Annotated in this window: 18 protein-coding genes; 11 read left to right on the forward strand and 7 right to left on the reverse strand. The window is 48.1% G+C overall.

The window, feature by feature from the left end; genetic code table 11:
- Position 1 precedes the first annotated feature (1 nt).
- A complete protein-coding gene (locus IC230_RS12215) occupies positions 2-1714 on the reverse strand; it encodes a GMC oxidoreductase (RefSeq protein ID WP_191039249.1) in 1713 nt (570 codons plus the stop codon).
- Between the two features lie 131 nt (positions 1715-1845).
- Between IC230_RS12215 and IC230_RS12220 the strand changes: the two genes are divergently transcribed.
- The 4 genes from IC230_RS12220 to IC230_RS12235 all read left to right on the forward strand — a co-directional run bounded on the left by IC230_RS12220 (position 1846) and on the right by IC230_RS12235 (position 5721).
- Positions 1846-2700: an SDR family oxidoreductase gene (locus IC230_RS12220; protein ID WP_191039250.1), complete on the forward strand. Its 855-nt coding sequence runs from the start codon at positions 1846-1848 to the stop codon at positions 2698-2700.
- Positions 2701-2819: 119 nt separating this feature from the next.
- Positions 2820-3683 (forward strand): SDR family oxidoreductase, encoded by an 864-nt coding sequence (locus IC230_RS12225; protein ID WP_191039251.1) that lies wholly within the window; start codon positions 2820-2822, stop codon positions 3681-3683.
- A gap of 66 nt (positions 3684-3749) precedes the next feature.
- On the forward strand, positions 3750-5120 hold the full coding sequence (locus IC230_RS12230; protein WP_191039252.1) for a cytochrome P450: 1371 nt from the start codon (positions 3750-3752) through the stop codon (positions 5118-5120).
- A gap of 223 nt (positions 5121-5343) precedes the next feature.
- Positions 5344-5721, forward strand: coding sequence for an HPF/RaiA family ribosome-associated protein (locus IC230_RS12235; RefSeq protein ID WP_191039253.1), 378 nt, complete (start codon positions 5344-5346; stop codon positions 5719-5721).
- A 108-nt stretch (positions 5722-5829) separates the two neighbouring features.
- Here IC230_RS12235 and metK read toward each other — a convergent pair whose 3' ends face one another.
- From metK to IC230_RS12255, 4 genes are all read right to left on the reverse strand, one after another.
- The gene (gene metK / locus IC230_RS12240) at positions 5830-7107 is read right to left on the reverse strand and encodes a methionine adenosyltransferase (protein ID WP_191039254.1); all 1278 of its coding nucleotides are present in this window, start codon (positions 7105-7107) and stop codon (positions 5830-5832) included.
- Between the two features lie 84 nt (positions 7108-7191).
- Entirely contained in the window at positions 7192-8358 is a 1167-nt protein-coding gene (locus IC230_RS12245) for a lycopene cyclase family protein (RefSeq protein WP_191039255.1), read from the reverse strand.
- Positions 8359-8447: 89 nt separating this feature from the next.
- A complete protein-coding gene (lipA, locus tag IC230_RS12250; protein WP_191039256.1) occupies positions 8448-9326 on the reverse strand; it encodes a lipoyl synthase in 879 nt (292 codons plus the stop codon).
- Positions 9327-9453: 127 nt separating this feature from the next.
- Entirely contained in the window at positions 9454-10248 is a 795-nt protein-coding gene (locus IC230_RS12255) for a hypothetical protein (RefSeq protein ID WP_191039257.1), read from the reverse strand.
- 203 nt (positions 10249-10451) lie between these two features.
- Between IC230_RS12255 and IC230_RS12260 the strand changes: the two genes are divergently transcribed.
- Positions 10452-10898 carry an OsmC family protein gene (locus IC230_RS12260; RefSeq protein WP_191039258.1) on the forward strand — a complete coding sequence of 149 codons (447 nt, stop codon included), beginning with the start codon at positions 10452-10454 and terminating at the stop codon, positions 10896-10898.
- A 257-nt stretch (positions 10899-11155) separates the two neighbouring features.
- Here the strand turns inward: IC230_RS12260 and IC230_RS12265 are convergent, their stop codons facing one another.
- Together IC230_RS12265 and IC230_RS12270 are read right to left on the reverse strand one after the other, a co-directional pair.
- Entirely contained in the window at positions 11156-11299 is a 144-nt protein-coding gene (locus tag IC230_RS12265) for a hypothetical protein (RefSeq protein WP_191039259.1), read from the reverse strand.
- 162 nt (positions 11300-11461) lie between these two features.
- A complete protein-coding gene (locus IC230_RS12270) occupies positions 11462-12262 on the reverse strand; it encodes a hypothetical protein (RefSeq protein ID WP_223860603.1) in 801 nt (266 codons plus the stop codon).
- Between the two features lie 592 nt (positions 12263-12854).
- On the opposite strand from IC230_RS12270, the gene IC230_RS12275 reads away from it, so the two are divergent.
- From IC230_RS12275 to IC230_RS12300, 6 genes are all read left to right on the forward strand, one after another.
- Positions 12855-13643: a FecR family protein gene (locus IC230_RS12275; protein WP_191039260.1), complete on the forward strand. Its 789-nt coding sequence runs from the start codon at positions 12855-12857 to the stop codon at positions 13641-13643.
- A 27-nt stretch (positions 13644-13670) separates the two neighbouring features.
- The gene (locus tag IC230_RS12280) at positions 13671-16856 is read left to right on the forward strand and encodes a SusC/RagA family TonB-linked outer membrane protein (protein WP_191039261.1); all 3186 of its coding nucleotides are present in this window, start codon (positions 13671-13673) and stop codon (positions 16854-16856) included.
- A gap of 89 nt (positions 16857-16945) precedes the next feature.
- Positions 16946-18655: a RagB/SusD family nutrient uptake outer membrane protein gene (locus IC230_RS12285; RefSeq protein ID WP_191039262.1), complete on the forward strand. Its 1710-nt coding sequence runs from the start codon at positions 16946-16948 to the stop codon at positions 18653-18655.
- 162 nt (positions 18656-18817) lie between these two features.
- Positions 18818-20233 (forward strand): Gfo/Idh/MocA family protein, encoded by a 1416-nt coding sequence (locus IC230_RS12290; protein WP_191039263.1) that lies wholly within the window; start codon positions 18818-18820, stop codon positions 20231-20233.
- A gap of 99 nt (positions 20234-20332) precedes the next feature.
- Complete coding sequence (locus tag IC230_RS12295; RefSeq protein ID WP_191039264.1) at positions 20333-21712, forward strand: putative oxidoreductase C-terminal domain-containing protein; 1380 nt, start codon at positions 20333-20335, stop codon at positions 21710-21712.
- Positions 21713-21817: 105 nt separating this feature from the next.
- A complete protein-coding gene (locus IC230_RS12300) occupies positions 21818-22987 on the forward strand; it encodes a Gfo/Idh/MocA family protein (RefSeq protein WP_191039265.1) in 1170 nt (389 codons plus the stop codon).
- The last annotated feature ends 2 nt before the right edge of the window (positions 22988-22989 follow it).

The raw sequence follows: 22989 nt of genomic DNA on the forward strand, positions 1-22989 counted from the left end.
GCTATAAGTTTTTCTTTTTCATCTCGCTCACCGCGAAGTTAGCGGCTCGTGCCGTCAAAGCCATGAACGTAATGGATGGGTTTTGGGAGCCCGTCGAGGTCATGGCAGCCCCATCGGTGACAAATACGTTCTTCACCCAATGAAGTTGGTTATGCGCGTTAAGCAGTGATGTTTTTGGATCGCGCCCCATTCGAACCCCACCCATCTCGTGAATATCGAGACCCGGGTTTCGGTGGTCATCGTACGGTTTAATACGTATACAGCCCGATTTTTCGAGCATATTGGCTCCCTGTTCTAGGAAGTCCTTCATCAATTTCAGGTCGTTGTCGGTGTAATCAATGGACGTAACGAGTTGTGGAATGCCCCACGCATCTTTTTTATCCGTACTGAGCCGCACGTGATTTTCGTAGCGCGGAACGGTTTCTGCCTGCATCATCATAAATACCGTCCAGGCACCCGGATTGGTGAGTTTTTCCTTAAACTCGGCGCCGAAACCTGCCTGGGATGTACCGCGATGCCAGTTGGTACGGGCGGCACTGAAGGCCACCATATACCCCCGCTGAAAATCCGTTTCCTGCTTGCTGACATTACGGAAGTTGGGCATGAACGCCGTTGTTGGCCGGCGACCGTAGTAATAGCCGTCGTCAAAGCCTTCATAATCAGCAACAATATTGCCCCGGTAATTATGAAACGCTACGTATCGGCCCAACACCCCGCTATCATTCCCGAGACCTTTTGGAAAGCGCTGGGATGTGGAATTAAGTAGCACCAGATTCGTGTTCAGACAGGCCGCGTTGACGAAAATAATCCGGGCGAAATACTCTGTCATTTGCTTTGTATGCGTGTCAATCACTCGAACACCAGTAGCCTTGTTTTTCGTGTCGTCATAAATAATCGAATGAACGACCGAGTCGGGACGTAACGTTAGCTTGCCGGTTTTAGCTGCCCAGGGTAGGGTAGAGGAGTTAGAGCTGAAATACCCGCCATACGGACATCCCCGATAACACAAATGCCGTGCCTGACACTGCGCCCGTCCCTGATCGTAGTGAATCTGCTTCGGTTCGGTCAAATGCGCACAGCGGCCAATGATAACGTGACGGTCTTTATAGGCTTCGGCAACACGTGTCTGAATATGTTTTTCAACACAGTTCAGTTCCCAAGGCTTCAGGAATTCGCCATCAGGTAGTGTTTCCAAACCATCTTTGTTTCCGCTGATACCTACAAATTTTTCAACGTGACTATACCAGGGCGCGATGTCTTCGTAGCGAATGGGCCAGTCAACAGCGGCTCCGTCGCGAGCATTGGCTTCAAAATCAAATTTGCTCCACCGTTGCGTCTGCCGCGCCCAGATCAGCGATTTGCCACCCACCTGATAGCCTCGAATCCAGTCGAACGGCTTTTCCTGTACGTACGGATGTTCAGCATCTTTCACGAAAAACTGTTGTGTACTTTCGTCCAGCGCGTAGCACTTGGTGGCAATTGGATTTTCCTGATCAAACGCTTCGGGCATGCGGTTTCGGTGCGGAAACTCCCAGGGATTTAACGTAGCGGTCGGATAATCGACCAGGTGTTTGACATCGCGCCCGCGTTCCAGCACGAGCGTCCGTAAGCCCTTTTCGCACAGTTCCTTTGCCGCCCAGCCTCCGCTGATCCCCGAGCCAATCACAATGGCGTCGTACGTATTGGCCCCTTTGGCATCGCCGTTGATAGTCATGAGTTACGTCTTTTAATAGTACGATATTACGTATTCTCCGTTGCTGCACAAAATCCATCGTTTCAATTGGTTTTGCAAACAACCGTCGTTGCTTTTAGCTTATTTAACTAAGTACAACCAACAGCAACGTTATGAACGTAAAGATTCCCCCACAGCATCAGGATGTCCAGCCCGGTATCGAAGCCGAACTAGACCCACAACCGATCGTCATTCGATCCTCGTATAAGGGCGCTAATAAGCTAAAAGATAAAGTCGCACTCATTACGGGTGGCGATTCGGGAATTGGTCGGGCGGTGGCCGTACACTTTGCGCGTGAAGGTGCCGACGTAGCGATTTCCTACACGCCCCGCGAAGATGTGGATGCCCAGAAGACAAAAGAACTGGTTGAGAGAGAAGGCCGTAAGTGTCTGCTACTGCCGGGCGACATTCGGAAAGAAGGTTACTGTTCGTATATCGTAGAAGAAACAGTGAAGCAGCTTGGTAAGCTAAATATTCTAGTCAATAATGCTGGTTTACAACTGCAACACGAGACGCTCGAAGAAGAAACAGACGAAGACCTGCTGGCTACCTACGAGACCAATATCTATTCATTTTTTCGGGTTACCAAAGCGGCTGTTCCTCACTTAACCAAAGGCGATGTAGTCATCAATACGACGTCGGTAACAGCGTATCAGGGCCGCGCTGATCTGCTGGAATATTCATCGACGAAAGGGGCGATTATGACCTTTACACGGGCGCTGTCGAGCAATCTGATCACGAAAGGAATTCGTGTGAACGCCGTTGCGCCCGGTCCGATCTGGACACCACTTAATCCGGCTTCTGTCAGCGCCGAAGAAGTAGCCGAATTTGGAAAAGACGTACCAATGAAACGTCCCGGACAACCCGCCGAAGTGGCACCAGCTTACGTATTCCTGGCCTCGCAGGATTCATCTTACATCACCGGGCAGGTGTTGCATCCCAATGGCGGAACAATCATAAACGCATAAAAATCAGTCGTCAGGCGATAGTCACGGTACGCCGTTGCGGTTAGTCGTCAGTGGCTGATACGAAACTATACTATCGACTGACCGCACCGGCGGCCCGGAACTCATAACTATTGACTACTATGGACCAAATGGAAATAAAAACCAAGCCTCAGCATCAGGATGCACAGCCGGGTTTGGAACATGAAATGGACCCGCTACCGATTTACATTCGGGACGACTATCAGGGTTCGGATAAATTAAAGGATAAAATCGCGTTGATTACGGGTGGTGATTCGGGAATCGGTCGGGCGGTAGCCATTCATTTCGCCCGAGAAGGTGCCGATTTAACGATTATGTATCATCCCCGCGAAGAGGACGATGCTCAGAAGACCAAAGAACTGGTTGAGGCCGAAGGGCGTCGGTGTCTGTTGATTTCGGGTGATCTGAAAGACATACTGTTTATTCAGGATGCCGTCGATCTGGTTATCGATACGTATGGTCACGTCAATATTCTGGTCAACAATGCGGCTAACCACGTAGAACAGAAAGAATTTATTGACATTTCGGACCAGCAAATGCGTGAGACATTTGAACTGAATATTTTGGCGATGTTCCGACTCACCAAAATTCTGCTGCCGTACATGACCGAGAATGATTGTATCATCAACACGACGTCGGTTGTGTCGTATCGGGGAAGCGAAGCACTGATTGATTACGCATCGACAAAAGGCGCCGTTACGTCGTTTACGCGTTCACTGTCGCAAAATCTGATTGAGCGAAAAATTCGCGTGAACGCTGTAGCGCCCGGTCCGATCTGGACACCGTTGATTGTGGCAACCAAGACACTTAAAGAAGTGGGTGAGTTTGGAAAAGATACGCCGATGGAGCGTCCCGGTCAGCCTGCAGAGCTGGCTCCTGCCTACGTATTTCTGGCATCGGAAGACGCGTCGTATTTTGCGGGGCAGGTCATTCACGTCAATGGCGGAGAGGTTGTGAATTCGTAGCGATTCTGGCTGTTCTCGCTTATCTTTATAGTCGTTCCGAAACTCGATTCGGAACGACTTTTTTGTATGGAAACAATAGCTTCTGCCGCTAAACAAGTACCTCTGTATGCTGGTCTTCCGTTTATTGGAAATACATTGGCTTTCTTCCGTAACCCGTTGAAAACGTTGTTGATCTTACAGCGCCAGCAACACCGTATGGTACATCTTCGGATCGGTGGGCGGCATCAGTATCTGGTTTTTAGTCCCGAAGACAGCAAGCACATTTTACAGGAGAACCATCGCAATTACGGTCGCTCACTCGCGTTTCAGGTCCTGAAGATCTTTTTGGGAAATGGCTTGCTCACCAGTGATGGTGATTTCTGGCGTCGGCAACGGCGTTTAGCGCAACCGGCCTTTCATCGGCAGAAATTAGCGGCTCTCACACAAACTATGATTGCCGAAACGGCTGACTGGCTCGACGAGTTGAAACAACGCAATCGCCAACAGCCTGTCAACGTATCGCAGGCGTTTATGGACGTAACAATGCGGATTGTCTGTAAAACGCTGTTTGGGTCGGAAGTAGCTACACAGCTCGACGGCCTGTCTTCGGCGCTTGATACGTTGAATTATATGGCCAATGACCGTTTATTGTCGCCAATCCGGGTGCCGCTAAACTGGCCTACGCCAGGTAATCGACGCTTCCGCCAAGCTGGCGCTTTAGTGGATACGTTTGTTTATGACTTAATCAATCAGCGCCGGAAAAATCTGGATACGGGAGTCGACTCGGGCGATGATCTGTTAGGTATGCTGCTTAGTACGGAAGATGAGGAAACGGGCGAACGCATGTCGGACCAGCAATTGCGTGATGAGTGCGTTACGTTGTTTTCGGCCGGGCACGAAACGACAGCCGTCTCAATGGCCTGGACGCTTCATCTGCTTTCACAAAACCCCGATGTGCTTACCCGACTACGTAGTGAGAGCAAAGCAATTCTGGGTGATGCCAGACTACCATCACCTGAAGCTTTTCGTGCTCTAACCTATACAATGCAGGTTGTGCAGGAATCACTACGTCTCTATCCACCCGCCTGGATTATGAGTCGCCTGGCGCTTGGGGATGATCACATTGGTCCCTACACTATTCCGGCCGGGAGTGCCGCGTTGGTTTGCCCGTATCTGCTTCATCGTGACCCCGCTAGCTGGTCTGACCCCGATCGGTTCAATCCCGATCGTTTCGAGCCAGGTGGCGAAAAAGATCAACTGCACGCCTACGCCTATTTGCCTTTCGGGGGTGGCCCACGCCTGTGTATTGGTAATCAGTTTGCCCTAATGGAAATGCAGATTTTATTAGCGATGCTCGTCCGTGATTTTGACATTCAGGCCGTTCCTGACCAGCACATTATACCGCGTCCACTTATTACGTTACGGCCCAGTCGGCCTATCCAGATAATTCTGAGATAATTCTGAAATAATTCTAAATTATACTTTTTGAAGAATATATGTATGTAACCGTTCCACGAATTGTTCTAAACATCGGTTGGATCAGGAAATTAGAGTGATTCATGTGTATTAAGCGTGAAACAGGGTTGCATCTTTCGTAGATAGGCTTGATTTTATGCTATGTATTACCAAACTTAGTTAGTCCATTGATGTTCTTATTTCAATTCACCTTAAAGGCGACACAATGAGACTACAAATTCATGCCGTGCGATTCACGGCCGATCAGAGCCTGTTAGATTTCATCCAGGCAAAGCTTGACAAGTTGGATACCTTTCACGACCGCATCGTTAGTGGAGAGGTGTTTCTAAGGCTGGAAGGAGCCGATAGCAACAAGGTCAAGGAAAAAATAGTCGAAGTCCGGCTGATGATCCCTGGGAAAGAACTTTTCGTAAAAGAACACGACAAAAGCTTCGAAAGCGCCACCGACCGGGTGATGGATGTGTTAAAAGATAAGCTCGTTCGCTTTAAACAAAAACGAAACGATATCTCAAGCCCAGCCATCACAGAAGCCAAATCCCGAACTGAAGAAGAAGATGAGGTCTTGGACCTTGATGAGTTATAACCAAGTAAAACTGCTCAAAATGGTGAAAGCCACTCCAATTGGGGTGGCTTTCTGTTTTATGTATCCCGGACGTGTCCGCTGGTACGCCAGCCCGGTCAGGCTACGCTTTTACAGCCCAAAGGTTTCTTTGATTTTGTCGACAAAATCAAGCTTTTCCCAGGTGAACAGCTCAACTTCAACTTCTTTGACATTACCGTTCGAACCGAACGTCTTTTTCACAATCTCATTCTTACGACCCATGTGTCCATAAGCCGCTGTTTCAGAGTAGATCGGATTGCGAAGTTTCAATCGTTGCTCAATAGCGTAAGGACGCATATCGAAAATCTGACCAACTTTTTCGGCAATGTCGCCGTCGTGCATATCTACTTTGGCAGTGCCGTAGGTATTCACGTACAAACCACAGGGTTTAGCTACGCCGATCGCATATGATATCTGAACCAGCACCTGATCGCAAAGGCCAGCGGCTACTAAATTCTTGGCAATATGGCGCGTTGCATAAGCCGCCGAACGGTCTACTTTCGAAGGATCTTTGCCTGAGAAAGCACCACCGCCGTGAGCACCTTTACCACCATACGTATCGACGATGATTTTCCGACCCGTCAGGCCCGTATCACCGTGCGGACCGCCAATAACGAACTTACCTGTTGGATTGATATAATACGTAATATCGTCCGTGAAGAGCTTATGTAATTCGGCCTTCTGAGCAGCTTTAACGCGCGGAATCACGATGTTGATAATATCTTCCTTGATTTTCGCCAGCATGGTTGCATCATCGGCGAAGTCGTCGTGCTGGGTCGAAACCACAATGGTATCAATGCGAATAGGCTGATGATCGTCAGAATACTCGATCGTTACCTGCGATTTGGCATCAGGTCGTAGATACGGGATCAGATCGCTTTCGTTGTTCCGAATCGCCGACATCTCGCGCAGGATCGCATGAGCCAGATCCAACGGCAATGGCATGTAATTGTCGGTTTCGTTCGTAGCGTAGCCGAACATCATTCCCTGGTCGCCCGCACCCTGAGCATTTGCCTTGGTTTCGAAATCGTCATTCGCAACCTCGCGATCAACGCCCTGGTTAATATCGGCTGATTGATCGTGCAGCGCTGAGAAAATACCACATGAATTGGCCTCGAACATATACTCACTCTTTGTATAGCCGATTTTACGGATTACTTCACGGGTGATTTTCTGAACGTCTAAATACGTATCGGTTTTGATCTCGCCCGCTAATACCACCTGGCCAGTAGTAACAAGTGTTTCGCAGGCTACTTTACTGGAAGGATCGAACGCCAGAAAGTTGTCTATGAGCGCGTCAGAAATTTGGTCAGCGACTTTATCGGGGTGTCCTTCAGAAACGGACTCAGAAGTGAAAAGATAAGGCATTTGTGTTCCGTATGACTTTGTTTGCTTTTACAAAGCTACAAGTTTCTGGATAGGTGGCAAGGCGTCTGTTTGCCATTGATTTAACTAACTACTCAGTTTTCTGCGCAATACGCTGAAGAATGCGTATATAAAGGGCCAAAAAGGTAGAGTAGTAAACAAGCGAAGTTCATCGATAAAGCGCGTATCTTCATCTAAAAATGCAAAAATACGCCTGGGATTTCGCGTATAAACTCGTGTAAATACATCGTCGGCAGGATGGCGATTTTTTTCGAGTACGTTCAAAAAAATGCTATCATAAAATTTAAACCGGCGTTTAAACCAGGAAATCTGGCGGTTTGGTTTACCCGTTTCAACTAAATTTTGTACAATCGATTGCAGATAGCGCTGTGTTCGCTGAAATGTGTAACCCGTTGAGGCTTTGGTAAAACCACCTGCTGTACCAATTCGTACGATATGCTCAGATGGATTCTCTTCAGTAAATTCATCTGACATAGGGATTACACCATATTCCGTTTCACTAATTTGATAGGCACCCGTATCCAGGAATTGGTCAATATAGCGACGAAGTTCGGCATCGTACTCCGCGTCGGTTAACAGTGTATCATTGAAAAGTGTAAATTCAACCAGCGCTGTTTTTTCGTCGAAAGGCAGTACGTATACAAACCGGCAATCACCGTGTTGCTCTACCCGAAAATCCATAATTTTGGGTTGATCAGGGTCGAAGCAGGGCTTTTCCGTTGTAATGACCCAACCCTTGAAATGTTGTAATAGATTATGATTTTCGGGTTGGTTTAATTTCAGAGAGAACGTACTGTCGAAAATATAATCGGCTATGTAAGGTTCATCGTCAGCTATGACGAAACCTCCCTGGGGGGTGTCTTTGATACGGTCGATCGTTACCTGCTTTTGTTCAACATTCGGCCATTTTTCCAGTTCAGCGCGAACGAAATCGTAGAAATCGATACCCCGTAGCATCTTATATTGATACTTGCCTAAGTCGATTGGGCCAGCGTGTGTCGTGCCGTTAAAGCTTACACTATTCCATTTACGGAACAGAATAGAGTCAAAGGCACATGGACGTGATGACTTCGTGTTACGTTCCCAAAAACACCAGGTTCGGTCGTTCTGGTTTTTAGCCACACGGTCCAGAATTAAAATGGATTTGTTACGTAATGGAGACTGAAGTAGATAGTAGGCCAGACTTAAACCTGCCATGCCTCCTCCAGCAATGATGAAATCATATTTTTTCATGCGATAAAGAAAGAGTCCGAACCGATGGTCCGGACTCTTTCTATTAAATTAACGAATAGGCCTAATTGTTTGAAAATCTAGTGTGATACCTAGACGTTAACGTGCTTTTCAGCGTGGTAGCTCGACCGCACCAAAGGCCCTGATTCAACATATTTTAGGCCACGACTTAGTCCTTCCTCGCGGTACATAGCGAACGTATCGGGATGAATCCAGTCAATCACTTCGTGGTGCATTTTGGTCGGTTGCAGGTATTGACCCAGCGTTAGTACGTCCAGACCATTTTTGGCCAGATCGTCCATTGCCTTAAAGACTTCATCGTGGGTTTCGCCTAGGCCGAGCATAATTCCCGACTTAGTCCGCTGACCATACTCTTTCGTGCGCCGAATCTGCTCCAGACTACGCTCATAGCGAGCCTGCGGCCGAACACGCCGATAAAGCCGCTCAACGGTTTCCATATTGTGCGAGACGACTTCCTGACCGGCCGAAATCATCCGTTCAAGGGCTTCCCAATTGCTTTTTGTATCAGGAATAAGCGTTTCAATGGTTGTCGTAGGTGATGCTTCTTTAATGAGACGCACGGTTTGGTACCAGATTTCGGCACCCCGGTCTTTTAGCTCGTCACGGTTGACCGACGTAAGGACGGCGTGTTTGACTTTCATCAGGACAATCGCTTCGGCCACGCGCCGGGGTTCGTCGGTATCGTATTCGTTAGGGCGTCCGGTGGCCACAGCACAAAATGAGCAACTGCGGGTACAAACATTGCCCAGAATCATAAACGTAGCCGTACCAGCGCCCCAGCACTCGCCCATGTTAGGACAGTTACCGCTCTCGCAAATCGTATGGAGCTTATGCTCATCGACTAATTTACGGACTTTAGCATATTCAGGACCGATTGGCAGTTTGACACGTAGCCAGTCGGGGCGTTTCTTTCGTTGTTGTTCGGAGGGTATTACAGGTAGTTCAATCATAGCTCCTCAATCCTTTCCAGCAAAATTCGTTTTTCGGATGTAAAGTTCAAAAAGCAGAGGGCAAAGGGACAAAGGCATAGGGTAATTGTAAACCGCCCTCTGCTCTCACCTCTCTGCCCTCTGCCAATCATTTCTTACTGCCAAAAAACAACGTAATGTATCCTGACGTGAAGAAGCTGCGATTGCCATCTTCCCGCTTGCCGTTAGGATCAACGTTAGGAATGATTACAATCTTGTTCGGGAAGATTTCGGCCAGGAAGCCGATCTCGACGCCGGTTGTATTACTCCGGAAGGCACTCAATTCAAAGCTTAGGGCCGCCTTTACGTTCAGGCCTACCGTTAGTTTTGACTTGTCGAAACCCTGAAAAAAACCACCGGAACCCGTAACGGTTTCGCCCGTAGCTGTGGAGAAACCGTTCACTTCAGAAGCGGGTACTGTACGGGTAAAGTTACCGTAAGAGACTTCAAGATAATAGGGCTTGATAATGCCGATCGAAGGTCCAGCAGCCAGAATGCCGTTTACCGCGACCCCTTCGTCGGCGTTACGTTGAAATAATTTTACCTCACGGCCATACTGAGGACGTATCACAAACAGGTAATTCTCTTTGCCCTCAATAAAACGGGAGCCAACGCTATTGATCGACGATTGAAGCTCTTTCGGATGCTTTACATTGACAAGCTCTACGCTTAAGTACCGGGCCTGTGGAAAACCAAACAAGGTGCCTGGTAGCTGCTTAGACTGCCGAAAAGCAAAGCCGCCAACAACGCCAGAATTCGTATTGGTCGTTAAGCCAAATGTAGTTACGGTGTGGTAGTTGTCTTCATCAGTGTCTTGAGCCTGAGCCCGCTGGGCCACGCTATTTTGTGCTGACAGAAGCAAACCAGTCAGAGCAAGACCAAATAATCCGTATATCGTTCGCATTGTTGTAAAATCCTGAATTAAAGCTACTATTTTTTGAGCAGTTTCACAAAAACATAGTGGCAATTCGTGTAACTACGTTAATTATTTATATGTTTAAGCCACAATTCATCATTGGTGGGAAAGGCAGCACCGGTTGAAGAATAATAATTTTCGAACTTATCTGCTAATCTACTCATTGAACAAATCAGATACGTACTACTGCGATGGCTACAATTCATATTGATTACGTTGGTGAACTGAGAACAGACTGTGTTCATTTACAGTCAGGTACACACATTAACACAGATGCCCCCACCGATAATCAGGGTAGGGGCGAAGCTTTTTCGCCAACCGACTTAGTGGCTAACGCCTTGGGCACCTGTATTATTACGACGATGGCCATCCATGCTCGTCGCGATGGTATTGACTTAACGGGCAGCGAGCTTGATGTAACCAAGGTGATGACTAGTCAGCCTCCACGGAAGATCGACCGTATCGTAATTGACCTTACCCTGCGGGCCAACCGGGATGGAAGTCCGTTTTTACCTGATGAGGCAACCCGTATCCGATTAGAGGCTATTGCCCATACCTGCCCCGTAGCCATTAGTTTGCATCCTGACATTGATCAGGCTGTAAGCATCCGGTGGGAAGAAGCCGTTACGATCGGATGAGACCTGCATGTATCTCAGGAAACGACGATGGTCTAACATTATCGTTTCCTGAGCAAATAAATAAATCGGCCAGTATTTCCTTCGTGGTCCGAAGTTACTGTTGAGGAAACCAGCTCCCAACCATTATCGACCACAAAATTCAATGCATCCATTACCGTATTGAACTTGATTGGCCGTTGATCTCTACCGCTGATCCTTTGGGTATTGAGATAGTTTGCAATAAATTTCGGCTGGCCATAGTCAATCCAGATACGGGTTTACGTAAGGCCTGCCCGATTGACGCCTATAAGCTGGCAATAGGTGATACTGAGATTGTTGATGTTTTCACCGTCAACCAGTACCTGGGCTGGTACCGATACAGACGAGATAATAAGTAGCAGTGAAAAAAACAGCGTTTTCATCGTTGAGTTAAGAATTAAAGCAGACACGTTCCTGCCTTGACACTCTGCCGACAGACGCAGTAAAAAGATGAATCAACCAAACGCTTACTCTTGCTGGATCATGGTTTCTGGAGCAGCAATTACAGCTTTTGCTATGAACTATCAATAGGGAAATTAACCGGTCTACTTCTTCTTTTTCCGGTTCTGACGCCAGTGCTTAATGTCGGCGGTTAAGTTTTCAAGGAAGAACGATGGGCCAACGGATATGTAGAAGCCTGTATAGTTAATTTGACTTTCAGGAATGTCTTTTTTCAGAATGAACCGGTAACCAGTCAGCATATTTAAGCCAAACCAGTGCAAAGGCCGAAACCAGCGGATGAATGGAAACTGGTAAGCGGCAGACACACCTACACCCAGTGGCAGAAAAACACCCCGCGCTACTTCGTGCTTGTCCGCTCCATCATCATTGACTTCATAACGCGAGTGACCATAGCCAAACTCAAGCGGTAAACTTACCTCGAAGGCATTCCGACGAAAAAGGTAGCGTTCGTAAAAAACGGTTCCGATACGTAGATGACGGGTAACTGATTCAGACGTATTAGGCAGCAGACCAGGGTGATCAAGTTGCTGATTAATAAAATAAAAACCAGCACCAGCTTTAAAGCTGGCCGAGCGTCCGCTCTGAAGTGCCGGACGATCACGACGGGGAGGGAAGAGAAAACCTGCCCGGATTCCATACACGCTGACCGGCTTTCGACGGTTATCTTCTGTACGGGTATCATTAAAGAAGAAAAAACGCTGGTCGGTAGATGCGGTAAACGTGAGTGATTTTGGGGTACTGGTACTGGCGGTATCCGGATGATGGGGTGAGGTGGCATTTAGTCGGGTTTGAGCTTCAACGGAAGCGTTCGCTTGCCCTGAAGCAGACGTACTGACACTGAGCCAAAAAAAATACATTAAACTTAAATTCCATACAAATCGCATAGTTCCCATACCGTTGATAACTCTAATAACGACGCAACGAAACAATGGTTTGAAAGGATATCGAGGTATGAGCTATAAATCAATAAGTTAGCTGATTGAGCACTTATTTTGTGTCGATACGTATTACCCACGTTCAGGAAAGTAAAAAATCCGGTGACAAGCCAGCCAGACATCAGCAATAGACCATTCGCTCAATATCTTATTTTATCAGGACTTGCTTAGCTCAGGCATTGATATTAGATAAGTACAAACCTAGTTACAAACGAAACTAAAGAATTTATCCGCCGAAAGGTTCTTGGCAGGAGCGAAATCGCCACTCGGGTCAATCTAATCTTGTGATAGTACTCTTTGAAAGCGTTGCCGGGAACGTTTGCATAAAAATAATTCGATTTTTTATTGTTTATGTCTAGCATTTTGGTGATTATCATACAAATTTTGGCTATACATAAACGGCACATAACAAAAGTTTATCAGAGAAAAATCCATAATTGATACGTATCCATTTACCGGAAGTTCCGCCTTTAGATAATCCCTTAAATAAGTAGAAACCCTTAGATCAGACGCTTTGGCCTACACGCAACAGTCCTATACCGTGTCTCAAAAGCCCTATTCTGCCTATAGCGCTGAGGAGTTTGCCCTCGACGACCTGTTTGTGCGTTGGGTGCAACATCCTGACGACGAAGAGGTCGTTGCGTATTGGCAGAACTGGCTGGCGAAACATCCTTACTGTATCGAGACAGTTGAAACCGCACGTGAACTTATTCTTACGGGCAGCCGATCCGCGTTACCGGCTCTATCTTCTGACGAAATTTCGTCGGTATGGGGGCGAATCCGCGAGTCGCTTCAGACGATGGAGGACGTTCGGCCTCTCCAGCCCGGTGTACGAGCCGTTGTCGGGTGGTGGTACTTTGGGCGTACAGTCGCGGCCATGCTGGGTGTGGTTCTGCTGATTGGCTGGGCGCTCTGGATGCAGTATGGACCGAATCAGTGCATTTCAAGCGTCAGTACATTAGCTAACCAGACCCGACAGATTCGGTTACCCGACAATTCGATCATGACGCTTCATCCCAGTAGTAGCGTTCGATACGCCCGCTGCTGGACTGATGAATCGCCACGGGCCGTTTGGCTGAATGGTGAAGCTGATTTTTCAGTTGTGCACCGCAATGATACGTCGTCGGCCCGTTTGTTTCGCGTTCATACCGCTGGCCTGACTATCGAAGCAGTTGGTACTACGTTTCAGGTACGCCATTCTTCCAAGGGCACCCGTGTAGCGCTTACATCCGGGCAGGTCAACTTACTCCTGAAACACCAAAAGACAATTCGGCTTCGGCCCGGCGAGTCGATCGAAGTAGCGACGGAATTGACAAAATCTTTACCCTAATTCTTAAAACTTTTACCAAACCTATTTATGTACACAACAATTACCCAATCGCCACGGCGACCGTGGCTTTGTCTGCTCGGCCTGACAGCCCTTACGCTGTTAGGTCAGCCGACGCTTAGCTCCTCCTTTGCGAGGCCACTCCTAATAGCAAATCCAGCACAAGAGCGTGCTGTAAGTGGTAAAGTATTATCGTCGGACGATAATAGTCCGTTACCGGGTGTCAACGTAGCGGTGAAAGGAACATCGCGTGGAACGACCACCGATGCTAATGGTGAATACAAGATTAACGTACCGAACGAGCAAGCTGTGCTGGTGTTCTCGTCGGTGGGTTTCCAGGGCTCCGAAGTTGTGGTTGGTAATAAATCGACCGTTGACGTAACGCTTATTGCCGACAATAAAACTCTGAATGAGGTGGTTGTGGTCGGTTATGGTACCCAGAAGAAGAGTCAGTTGACAGGGGCAATTTCGTCGGTTTCATCGAAACAAATCACGGAGATGCCAATCACCAACCTGGGCCAGGCGATGCAGGGACGCGTAGCGGGTGTTGATGTAGCCCAATCGGGTAGTCGGCCCGGGACTACACCAACGATCCGGATTCGTGGTCGCCGTTCGTTTAACGCAGGTAACAATCCGTTGTACGTAGTGGATGGTATTCCACTTACCGGAGATCGAAACGAACTGTTGGGAACTCGTCCATTCGATTTTGTTTCGGGGGGGTACGAAGACCTCAATCCAAATGATATTGGCTCGATGGAAATCCTGAAAGATGCTACGTCCACCGCAATTTATGGGGCCAGAGGTGCCAACGGAGTCGTATTGGTAACGACCAAACGAGGTAATAACAACGGGAAGACAACGATTAGCTACGATGCCTACGCGGGCGTTACCGATCCGCTGGATAAAGTTCACCTGTTCAGTGGACCTGAATTTGCCGAATACGTTCGGGAAGCCTATCGTGCCACAAATCTGTATAATGACGCGACTGGAAAGCCTGTGCCAACGGGTGTAGCCGATGCGTTTGCCGACTCAAAAGTTGCCGTGTTGGGTGGTGATCCCGCCGTAGCAGCAGGGATTGCCGCTAACCGGAATACTGATTATCAGTCGATGATTCTCAAACAGGGAGTTCAGCAAAGTCACTCGCTTGGTATTCAGGGCGGAAACGAAAAAACGCAGTTCTACATTTCTGCGGGGTATTTCCAGGATAAGGGAATCGTTCCTGGTCAGGATTACTCGCGTTATTCCGTCCGCGCCAATGTCGATCATCAAATTAATAAGGTTATCAAAGTTGGTGTTTCTTCATACATGATGTACAGCGTTCGAAACGGAGCTAACCTTAACCCATACCGATTTACGCTCCAGCAAAACCCACTGGGCAGAGCGTATGACGACAATGGGAAGTTGATTTTTGCTCCAACAAACGATGCGCTGCTTACAAACCCTTTATTTGAAATCATACCGGGAGCACAGATTGACAATATTAAGAAGTACCGGATTTTCAACAGTATTTATGCGGAGGCTAATATCCTTGAAGGGCTAAAGTACCGCGTCAATTTTGGCCCCGATTTCTCGGTGTCGCGCGCGGGTCGCTTTGTGGGTTCTCTAACGAACGATCGTAAAGGCGGTGACCCAACGGCTTCTAACAACAGCCAGTTTGGGTTTAACTATACCTTGGAAAATATTGTGACCTATAACAAGACGTTTGGTGATCATAATCTAGGTATAACAGCACTCCAGTCCATTCAACGGGATAATTTTGAGTACAATAACCAATCCGTACAAGGGGTTCCAGCTGAATCACAGGAGTTTTACAACACAGGTAATGCCAGTCTGGTATTAGGCGTAGGCAGCAACTTGATTCAGTGGACGCTCAACTCATTCATGGGCCGGATCAATTATGACTACAAAGATAAATACCTGGTAACCGCTACGTTACGGCGGGATGGCTCAAGCCGTTTCGGTGAAAACACGAAATACGGTAACTTCCCAGGTATCGCCCTGGCCTGGAACATCAATAATGAAGATTTTCTGAAAGACGTTACCTGGCTTGATCAGTTGAAACTGCGGGTTAGCCGGGGTTCTGTAGGGAATCAGGGCGTAGTGCCTTATCAAACACAGGGCTTGTTGGGCCGCACCGTTTATGCGTGGGGTAATGCTGGCGCGTATGGCTATCGCCCAAGCACAATTGGTAACCCAGATTTGAAGTGGGAAACATCAACCTCATCAAACATTGGGGTAGACTTTAGCCTCTGGCGCGGTCGGGTGGCTGGTTCCATCGAACTCTATCAAACGAATACGACTGACCTGTTGCTGTCCGACCAGTTGCCAACCTCTATCGGCTTTAACGCGGTGACGAAGAACGTAGGCGAAACGCGTAACCGGGGGATTGAAATCAGTGTATCGACCGTTAACGTCAATTCAAAAAGCGGGTTTAAGTGGACATCGGAGTTTGCCTTTACTAAGAACAATGAAGCCATTATTTCGCTATACAATGGTCCCGTTGATGACCTGGGGAATAAGTGGTTTATCGGAAAACCGTTAACTGCTTACTTTGACTACAAGAAGGCGGGTATTTGGCAGACGAACGAAGCCGATGCCGCTAAATCATACCAAAGCTCCGTTGGTCAAATTAAAGTGCTGGACAGTAACGGTCTTGGTGCCGATGGGAAGTTGACAGGTGTGCCTGATGGGAAAATTACTCCTGATGATCGCGTGTTCTTAGGGTCGGATATTCCCAACTTCAGTGCCGGGATAACGAACCGACTAACCTTCAAAGGATTCGACTTGTCGTTCTTCGTGTATGGTCGCTTTGGTCAGACAATTCTGAGCGGATTCCACCGGGATAATAACCAATTAGCGGGTCGTTATCAGCAAATTAAGGTAGATTATTGGACGCCCAACAACCCAACAAACGAATTCCCACAACCCAAATCGAACCAGGAGTTTCCTGTTTACAACACGGCCCTGTTTTACTTCGATGGTACGTTCGTGAAAGTTCGTAATATCAATTTTGGCTATACGTTCTCGTCTAAATTAACCCAGAGATTGAGAATGCAGTCGCTACGTGTATTTACCAGTATCCAGCAGCCATTCATCTTTTCAACATACCGGTCGAAGTACAACGGTGTTGATCCTGAAACCGCTGATGGCACGATCAACAATGATGTCGTACCGGCAACTCGGATAACCACATTCGGTTTGAACGTTAAATTCTAAGCACATACGTAATCGTTGGTTCAGACGTATGACCTGACTTATGATTCCTGCCGCTTTATGTGCCCATAACAATCTTTAGATATAAAAACATGAACTCTATAATAAATGCAAAATCATTCCGCATCCTGGGTCTGGCAGCGCTCCTGCTTAGCGGTCAGGCTTGCAAGGATGTGCTGGAAGAAAAAGTAATCTCCAGTATTGGTAATGATTACGTTAATACCCCAAAGGGATTTGAAGATGCAGCCAAAGCCGCTTACGCTCCTTTGCGAAGTTTCTATGGCACACAGCAGGGCCTGACTATGACCGAGTTTGGCACTGATCTCTATGCAACAGGTGCCGATGGTGGTTATAAGGGCTTTCATTTCTACGATACCCAACTAAACAGCTTTGTGGATTTTCTACAAAATGTTTGGGAAGAATTGTATCGGGGAATTAATACCTGTAATTCGGTTATCGAACGTGCTCCGGCGGCTAGCGTTTCAGACGCTATCAAAAAGCTACGGGTGGCCGAAGCGAAATTCCTGCGGGCGCACTACTACTTTATTCTTGTGCAACAATGGGGTGGTGTCGATTTACGATTGACGGAAACACTGCTCCCTACTAAGAAAACCAGCCGGGCAACGGAAGCTGATATATACAAAGCGATCCTGTCCGATCTCGAATCAGCCGTACCGGATTTAGATCCTAAAATCAGATCGGCAGATTACGGCCGCGCTACCAAAGCCGCTGCTGAACACCTGCTGGCCCGCGTGTATCTGACCAAAGCAACCTCGTCGGCCAAAGCGGCTGATGATTATGCGAAAGCCGCTACGTATGCCCAGAGCGTAATTGCCAATTATGGATTCAAATTGTTGCCTGACTTTGCCAGTGTATTTGCACAGGGTGCTGGTGAAATCAACGACGAGGTCATCTTTGCGGTTCAGTACACGTCTGATCCATTGACGAACGCGTCAACTCCTCCGGTAGCCAATTCTGGGGGTAACACCGGCGGTAACAATCTGCACTTGTTCTTTGGCATGCAGTACGACGTGCAGGCGGGTATGGTTCGTGATATTTTTTATGGACGTCCCTTCAAGCGATTACGCCCAACGAAGTTTGCGCTGGAAACTGTTTTCAAAGATCGGGTCAATGACTCCCGCTACAAAAAGACGTTCAGAGACACCTGGCTGAGTAACGCCCCTGGCACATACAATACAGCCTTCGACGATTCTAAAAAGACAGTAACCTTTAAAGCAGGTGACACCGCCATCTACATTCCTGGGGTAGAATGGACGCCGGCACAGCGGGCAGCTAAACCGTATCAGGTGCTGGTACCCAGTGCTTATAATGAAGCTTTGTTTCCCACGCTGCAAAAATTCTTCGACCCCCTCCGTCCGGACCGGACCTACGAACCGGGTAGTCGTGATTATTTGGCGTTCCGCCTAGCCGAAACGTATCTAATCCTGGCCGAAGCTCAACTGAAACTGGGCAAAACAGCAGAAGCTACAACCGCTATTAATGTGGTTCGTCGTCGGGCGGCTTGGCCTGGAAGAGAAGCGGCCATGGAAATAACGTCTGCTCAGATGGATATGGAAATGATTTATCAGGAACGAGGTCGCGAACTCCTGGGCGAACAAACACGCTGGATGGATTTGAAGCGTTGGGGAAATCTGGTTGAGCGGGTTAAATTATATAACCCTCAGGCCGCTCCGAACGTAAAAGATATACACAACCTACGGCCTATTCCACAAACGCAGATTGATCGCACCGAGAAATCGGCTGACGGATCGGTAGGTTTTGCCCAGAATCCGGGCTATTAAATAAACAAAGAGTGAAAGAGCGAATGAGTGAATATGCGACATGGCTGATGCCTGTTTTATGCATTTTTTCACTCATTCGCTCTTTCACTCTTTATATGTAGTAGATACTTGATTCGCTGACTTTAGATAATAGTCTCAAAAGCGTTAAAACCGTTACGTAGTATGTCTTTCGAAACAAAAGCTGCCCTTTCCCGGAGAAAGTTTCTGGATCTGGCCGCCAAAGGCACTCTGGCATCGACAACCCTCATTACGGGTTTCCCATCGATTGTGCCAGCTTCGGTGTTTGGTAAAAACGCCCCCAGCAATCGCATCAACGTAGCGGCTATTGGCACCGGTCGAATTTCCCGAGGGCACGATATGCCCGGCGTTTGGCAATACGACAACGCGCTTATTATGGCTGTCTGTGATCTCGATACCAAGCGGGCTGATGAGGCCAAAAAACTGGTCAATGGGTATTATGCCAAGAAAACCGGTAAGGATTACGACGGCGTTAAGGTGTATCACGACTATCGGGAGTTATTACTTAATAAAGATATCGATGCTGTCATTGTCAGTACACCTGACCACTGGCACGCGCCCATCGTGGTCGATGCTGTTCGGGCTAAGAAAGACGTATACATGCAGAAACCTGCCTCGCTCACCATTTCGGAAGGGCGCATGATGGCCGATGCCGTGAAACAGTCGAAGCAGATTGTGCAGGTGGGTAGCCAGCAACGCTCATCGGAACAGTTCCGCTATGCCGCTGAATTGGTACGTAACGGACGTATCGGGCAGTTAAAAACGGTATACGTCGGTTTGCCGGGCGATCCATCAGGGAATGAGGAGCCAGAAATGCCGGTTCCGAAAAACCTGAACTACGACATGTGGTTAGGGACAACCCCCGAAATGTATTACACAGAAAAACGAGTGCATCCACAGGCCGATTATGACCGGCCGGGCTGGTTACGCTGCGAGCAGTTCGGAGCGGGTATGATTACGGGCTGGGGTTCCCACCACGTCGATTGTGCACACTGGGCCATGAATACCGAACATACCGGACCGATAGAAATCTGGGGAAAAGCTGACTTTCCCAAAAGTGGTTTGTGGGATGTACACGGTATTTTCCGTACGGAAGCCATGTATGAGAATGGTGTGCACATGATCGTGAGCAACGAAATTCCCAATGGCATTAAGTTTGAGGGAACGGAGGGCTGGATTTTTGTCTCTCGTGGCGACGCATCCGTAACGGCCAGCGATCCGGTTGCCAAACAAAACGCGGCTAAAAAACTTGATGCCAGCGACCCAAAACTCCTGACATCGGTCATTGGACCAAACGAGACTCATCTGACGGTTAGCAAAGAGCACCACGGCAACTGGCTGGAAAGCATCGTGAGCCGAAAAGAGCCGATTGCTCCAGCTGAAATCGGTCACCGCTCGTGTTCGGCCTGTTTGCTTCATCATGCAGCCATGAAACTAAATCGGAAGCTCTATTGGGACCCCAAGAAAGAACAATTCAAAAACGACCCGGAAGCCAGTAAACTCTTATCTCGTACGCAACGGGCACCGTATGCGATAAAGATGATGGCATCGGCGAAATAGCCATTGGAATTTTCATTTTTGCCGGGTTTTAACCCAACATACATTACAACTCTTACTACAATTGCGCCGGGGTTCTAGCCCGGCGAAAATAATAGGTTCATGAAGTTTATACCCTTTGTCAGTAGCTTATGTATGGCCGCGTTAACTACCGCTTGCCAATCGTCAGAAAAAAGTGAAAAAGTGAAGGACGAAGTCCGGCTCATTACACTGGATCCTGGTCATTTTCATGCCGCGCTTGTGCAGAAAAATATGCTCGAAGGTGTAGACTCGGTAGTGCATGTCTACGCACCCGACGGACCGGATTTGCAATTGCATCTGGACAAAATTCAGGGTTTTAACACCCGCCCGGATGATCCTACCCATTGGAAAGAAGAAGTCTATAAAGGGGCCGATTTCTTCGACAAAATGATCGCCGATAAGGCTGGTAACGTAGTAGTTATGGCGGGGAACAATCGTCTGAAAACGGACTACATTCAGAAAACCATTGGGGCTGGCTTTAACGTACTGGCCGATAAACCAATGGTCATCAGCGCGTCGAACTTCGATCAGCTGAAAGAATCGTTTGCTACGGCCGAGAAAAATAAGGTGTTGCTGTACGATATCATGACTGAGCGGTATGAAATCACGACCATGCTCCAGCGGGCATTTTCCAGAATTCCGGACGTATTTGGTACGTTAGAGAAGGGCACGCCCGAAAATCCCGCCGTGACGAAAGAAAGCGTTCACCATTTTTATAAGAACGTATCGGGAAGCGTGCTGACCCGTCCGGCCTGGTTTATGGACGTAGCGCAGCAAGGCGAAGGGATAGTAGACGTAACGACTCACCTGGTGGATCTGGTACAGTGGGAATGCTTCCCCGATCAGGTAATTGACTACCAAAAAGACATTAAGCTGACGTCGGCTCGACGCTGGACTACAGATATGAGTCTGAGCCAGTTCAAAGCCATTACGAAACAGAATACGTTTCCGGATTATCTCAAAAAGGACGTAGTAAAAGACAGTATTCTGCGGGTGTATAGCAATGGTGAGATCAATTATCAGCTACGGGGTGTCAATGCTAAGGTTTCCGTTACGTGGGCCTACAAAGCACCTGAAGGTGCAGGTGATACGCATTATTCGATCATGCGCGGTACAAAGGCAAATCTGATTATCCGTCAGGCCGCTGCCCAACAATACAAACCAACGCTCTATCTTGAAGCAATACCCGGTAATAAAACTTTAGAAGCATCAATAAAAGCCGCGCTGCCCAAAATTCAGCAGGAATTTCCGGGGATTGAGGTGAAGAAAGTAGCGTCGGGCTGGGAAGTAATTATTCCCTCAACATACAAAGAAGGCCACGAAGCGCATTTTGGTCGGGTAGCCCAGAAATACCTGGATTACCTGAAATCGGGCAGTCTGCCTGCCTGGGAAGTACCGAACATGATTGCCAAGTACTACACAACAACCCAGGCGCTGGAACTGGCGAAGAAAACGAAATAAATTAAGTAGCCTGGCCGGGCTGGCGTACCAGCGGCCACGTCCGGGCGTAAATATTATTCACCCAAACGTGGCCGCTGGTACGCCAGCCCGGCCAGGCTACCTCGTATGAACGAATCACAAGCTAATCGGCGTCAGTTTCTTAAAGAATCCATCACTACAGCGGCTGGCTTAGTTGCGCTGCCAACCTTGCCGGACGTTGCCATCGGAGCTCCAGCTATCATTTCCAGTCAAGTGTTAGGTTCTGATGGAAAACCAGCAGCGGTCCGAATTCGATTTTCCGTTATCGGCATGAATCACGGTCATATTTATGGCCAGGTTGGCGCCGTAACTCGTGGCGGTGGTGAACTTGTTTCCTTCTATGCCAAAGAGCCCGAGCTGGCGGCTGAATTCGCCAAACGATTCCCACAGGCAAAACAGGCGAAAAGCGAATCGGAAATTCTGGACGATAAAAGTATTCAACTCGTTCTTAGCTCGGCCATCGCCAACGAACGGGCTCCACTTGGTGTGCGCGTTATGAAGTCCGGTAAGGATTTTATGTCCGATAAACCCGGTATCACCACTCTCGAGCAGCTCGCTGAAGTGCGTAAGGTTCAGAAAGAAACCAAGCGTATTTACTCGATCATGTACAGCGAACGGCTGGAAAATAAAGCAACTGTCAAAGCTGGGGAACTGGTCAAAGCGGGCGCGATCGGTAATGTAATTCAGACCGTTGGGCTGGGGCCGCACCGGATTGGACTGACATCGCGCCCGGCGTGGTTTTTCGAAAAGAAACAATTTGGTGGAATCATCTGCGACATTGCTTCGCACCAGTTTGACCAGTTTTTGTTTTTTACGGGTTCAAATCAGGCGGATATAGTAGCGTCTCAAGTGGGTAACCTGCATTATCCACAGTATCCTAATTTTGAAGATTTCGGCGACGTAATGCTCCGGGGAAATGGGGGTATGGGCTATATTCGCGTTGACTGGTTCACGCCCGATGGTTTGAAATCCTGGGGCGATGGGCGACTAACGATTTTAGGTACGGAAGGCTTTATCGAAATCCGCAAAAATATTGATCCCGGTGGGCGCGAAGGGGGTAATCACCTGTTCATTACGGATAAGAAAGAAACGCGGTATATAGATTGCAGCAAAGAAAACCTGCCTTACGGCGAACAGTTAGTCAATGATGTGCTGAATCGGACGGAAACAGCTATGTCGCAGGAACATTGTTTTCTGGCTACTGAACTGGCTATTAAAGCGCAGAAACAGGCGCAAACGATTCACTTAAAAAAATAACG

The organism is Spirosoma validum (assembly GCF_014699035.1).
In the GTDB taxonomy this organism is placed as follows: Bacteria; Bacteroidota; Bacteroidia; order Cytophagales; family Spirosomataceae; genus Spirosoma; species Spirosoma validum.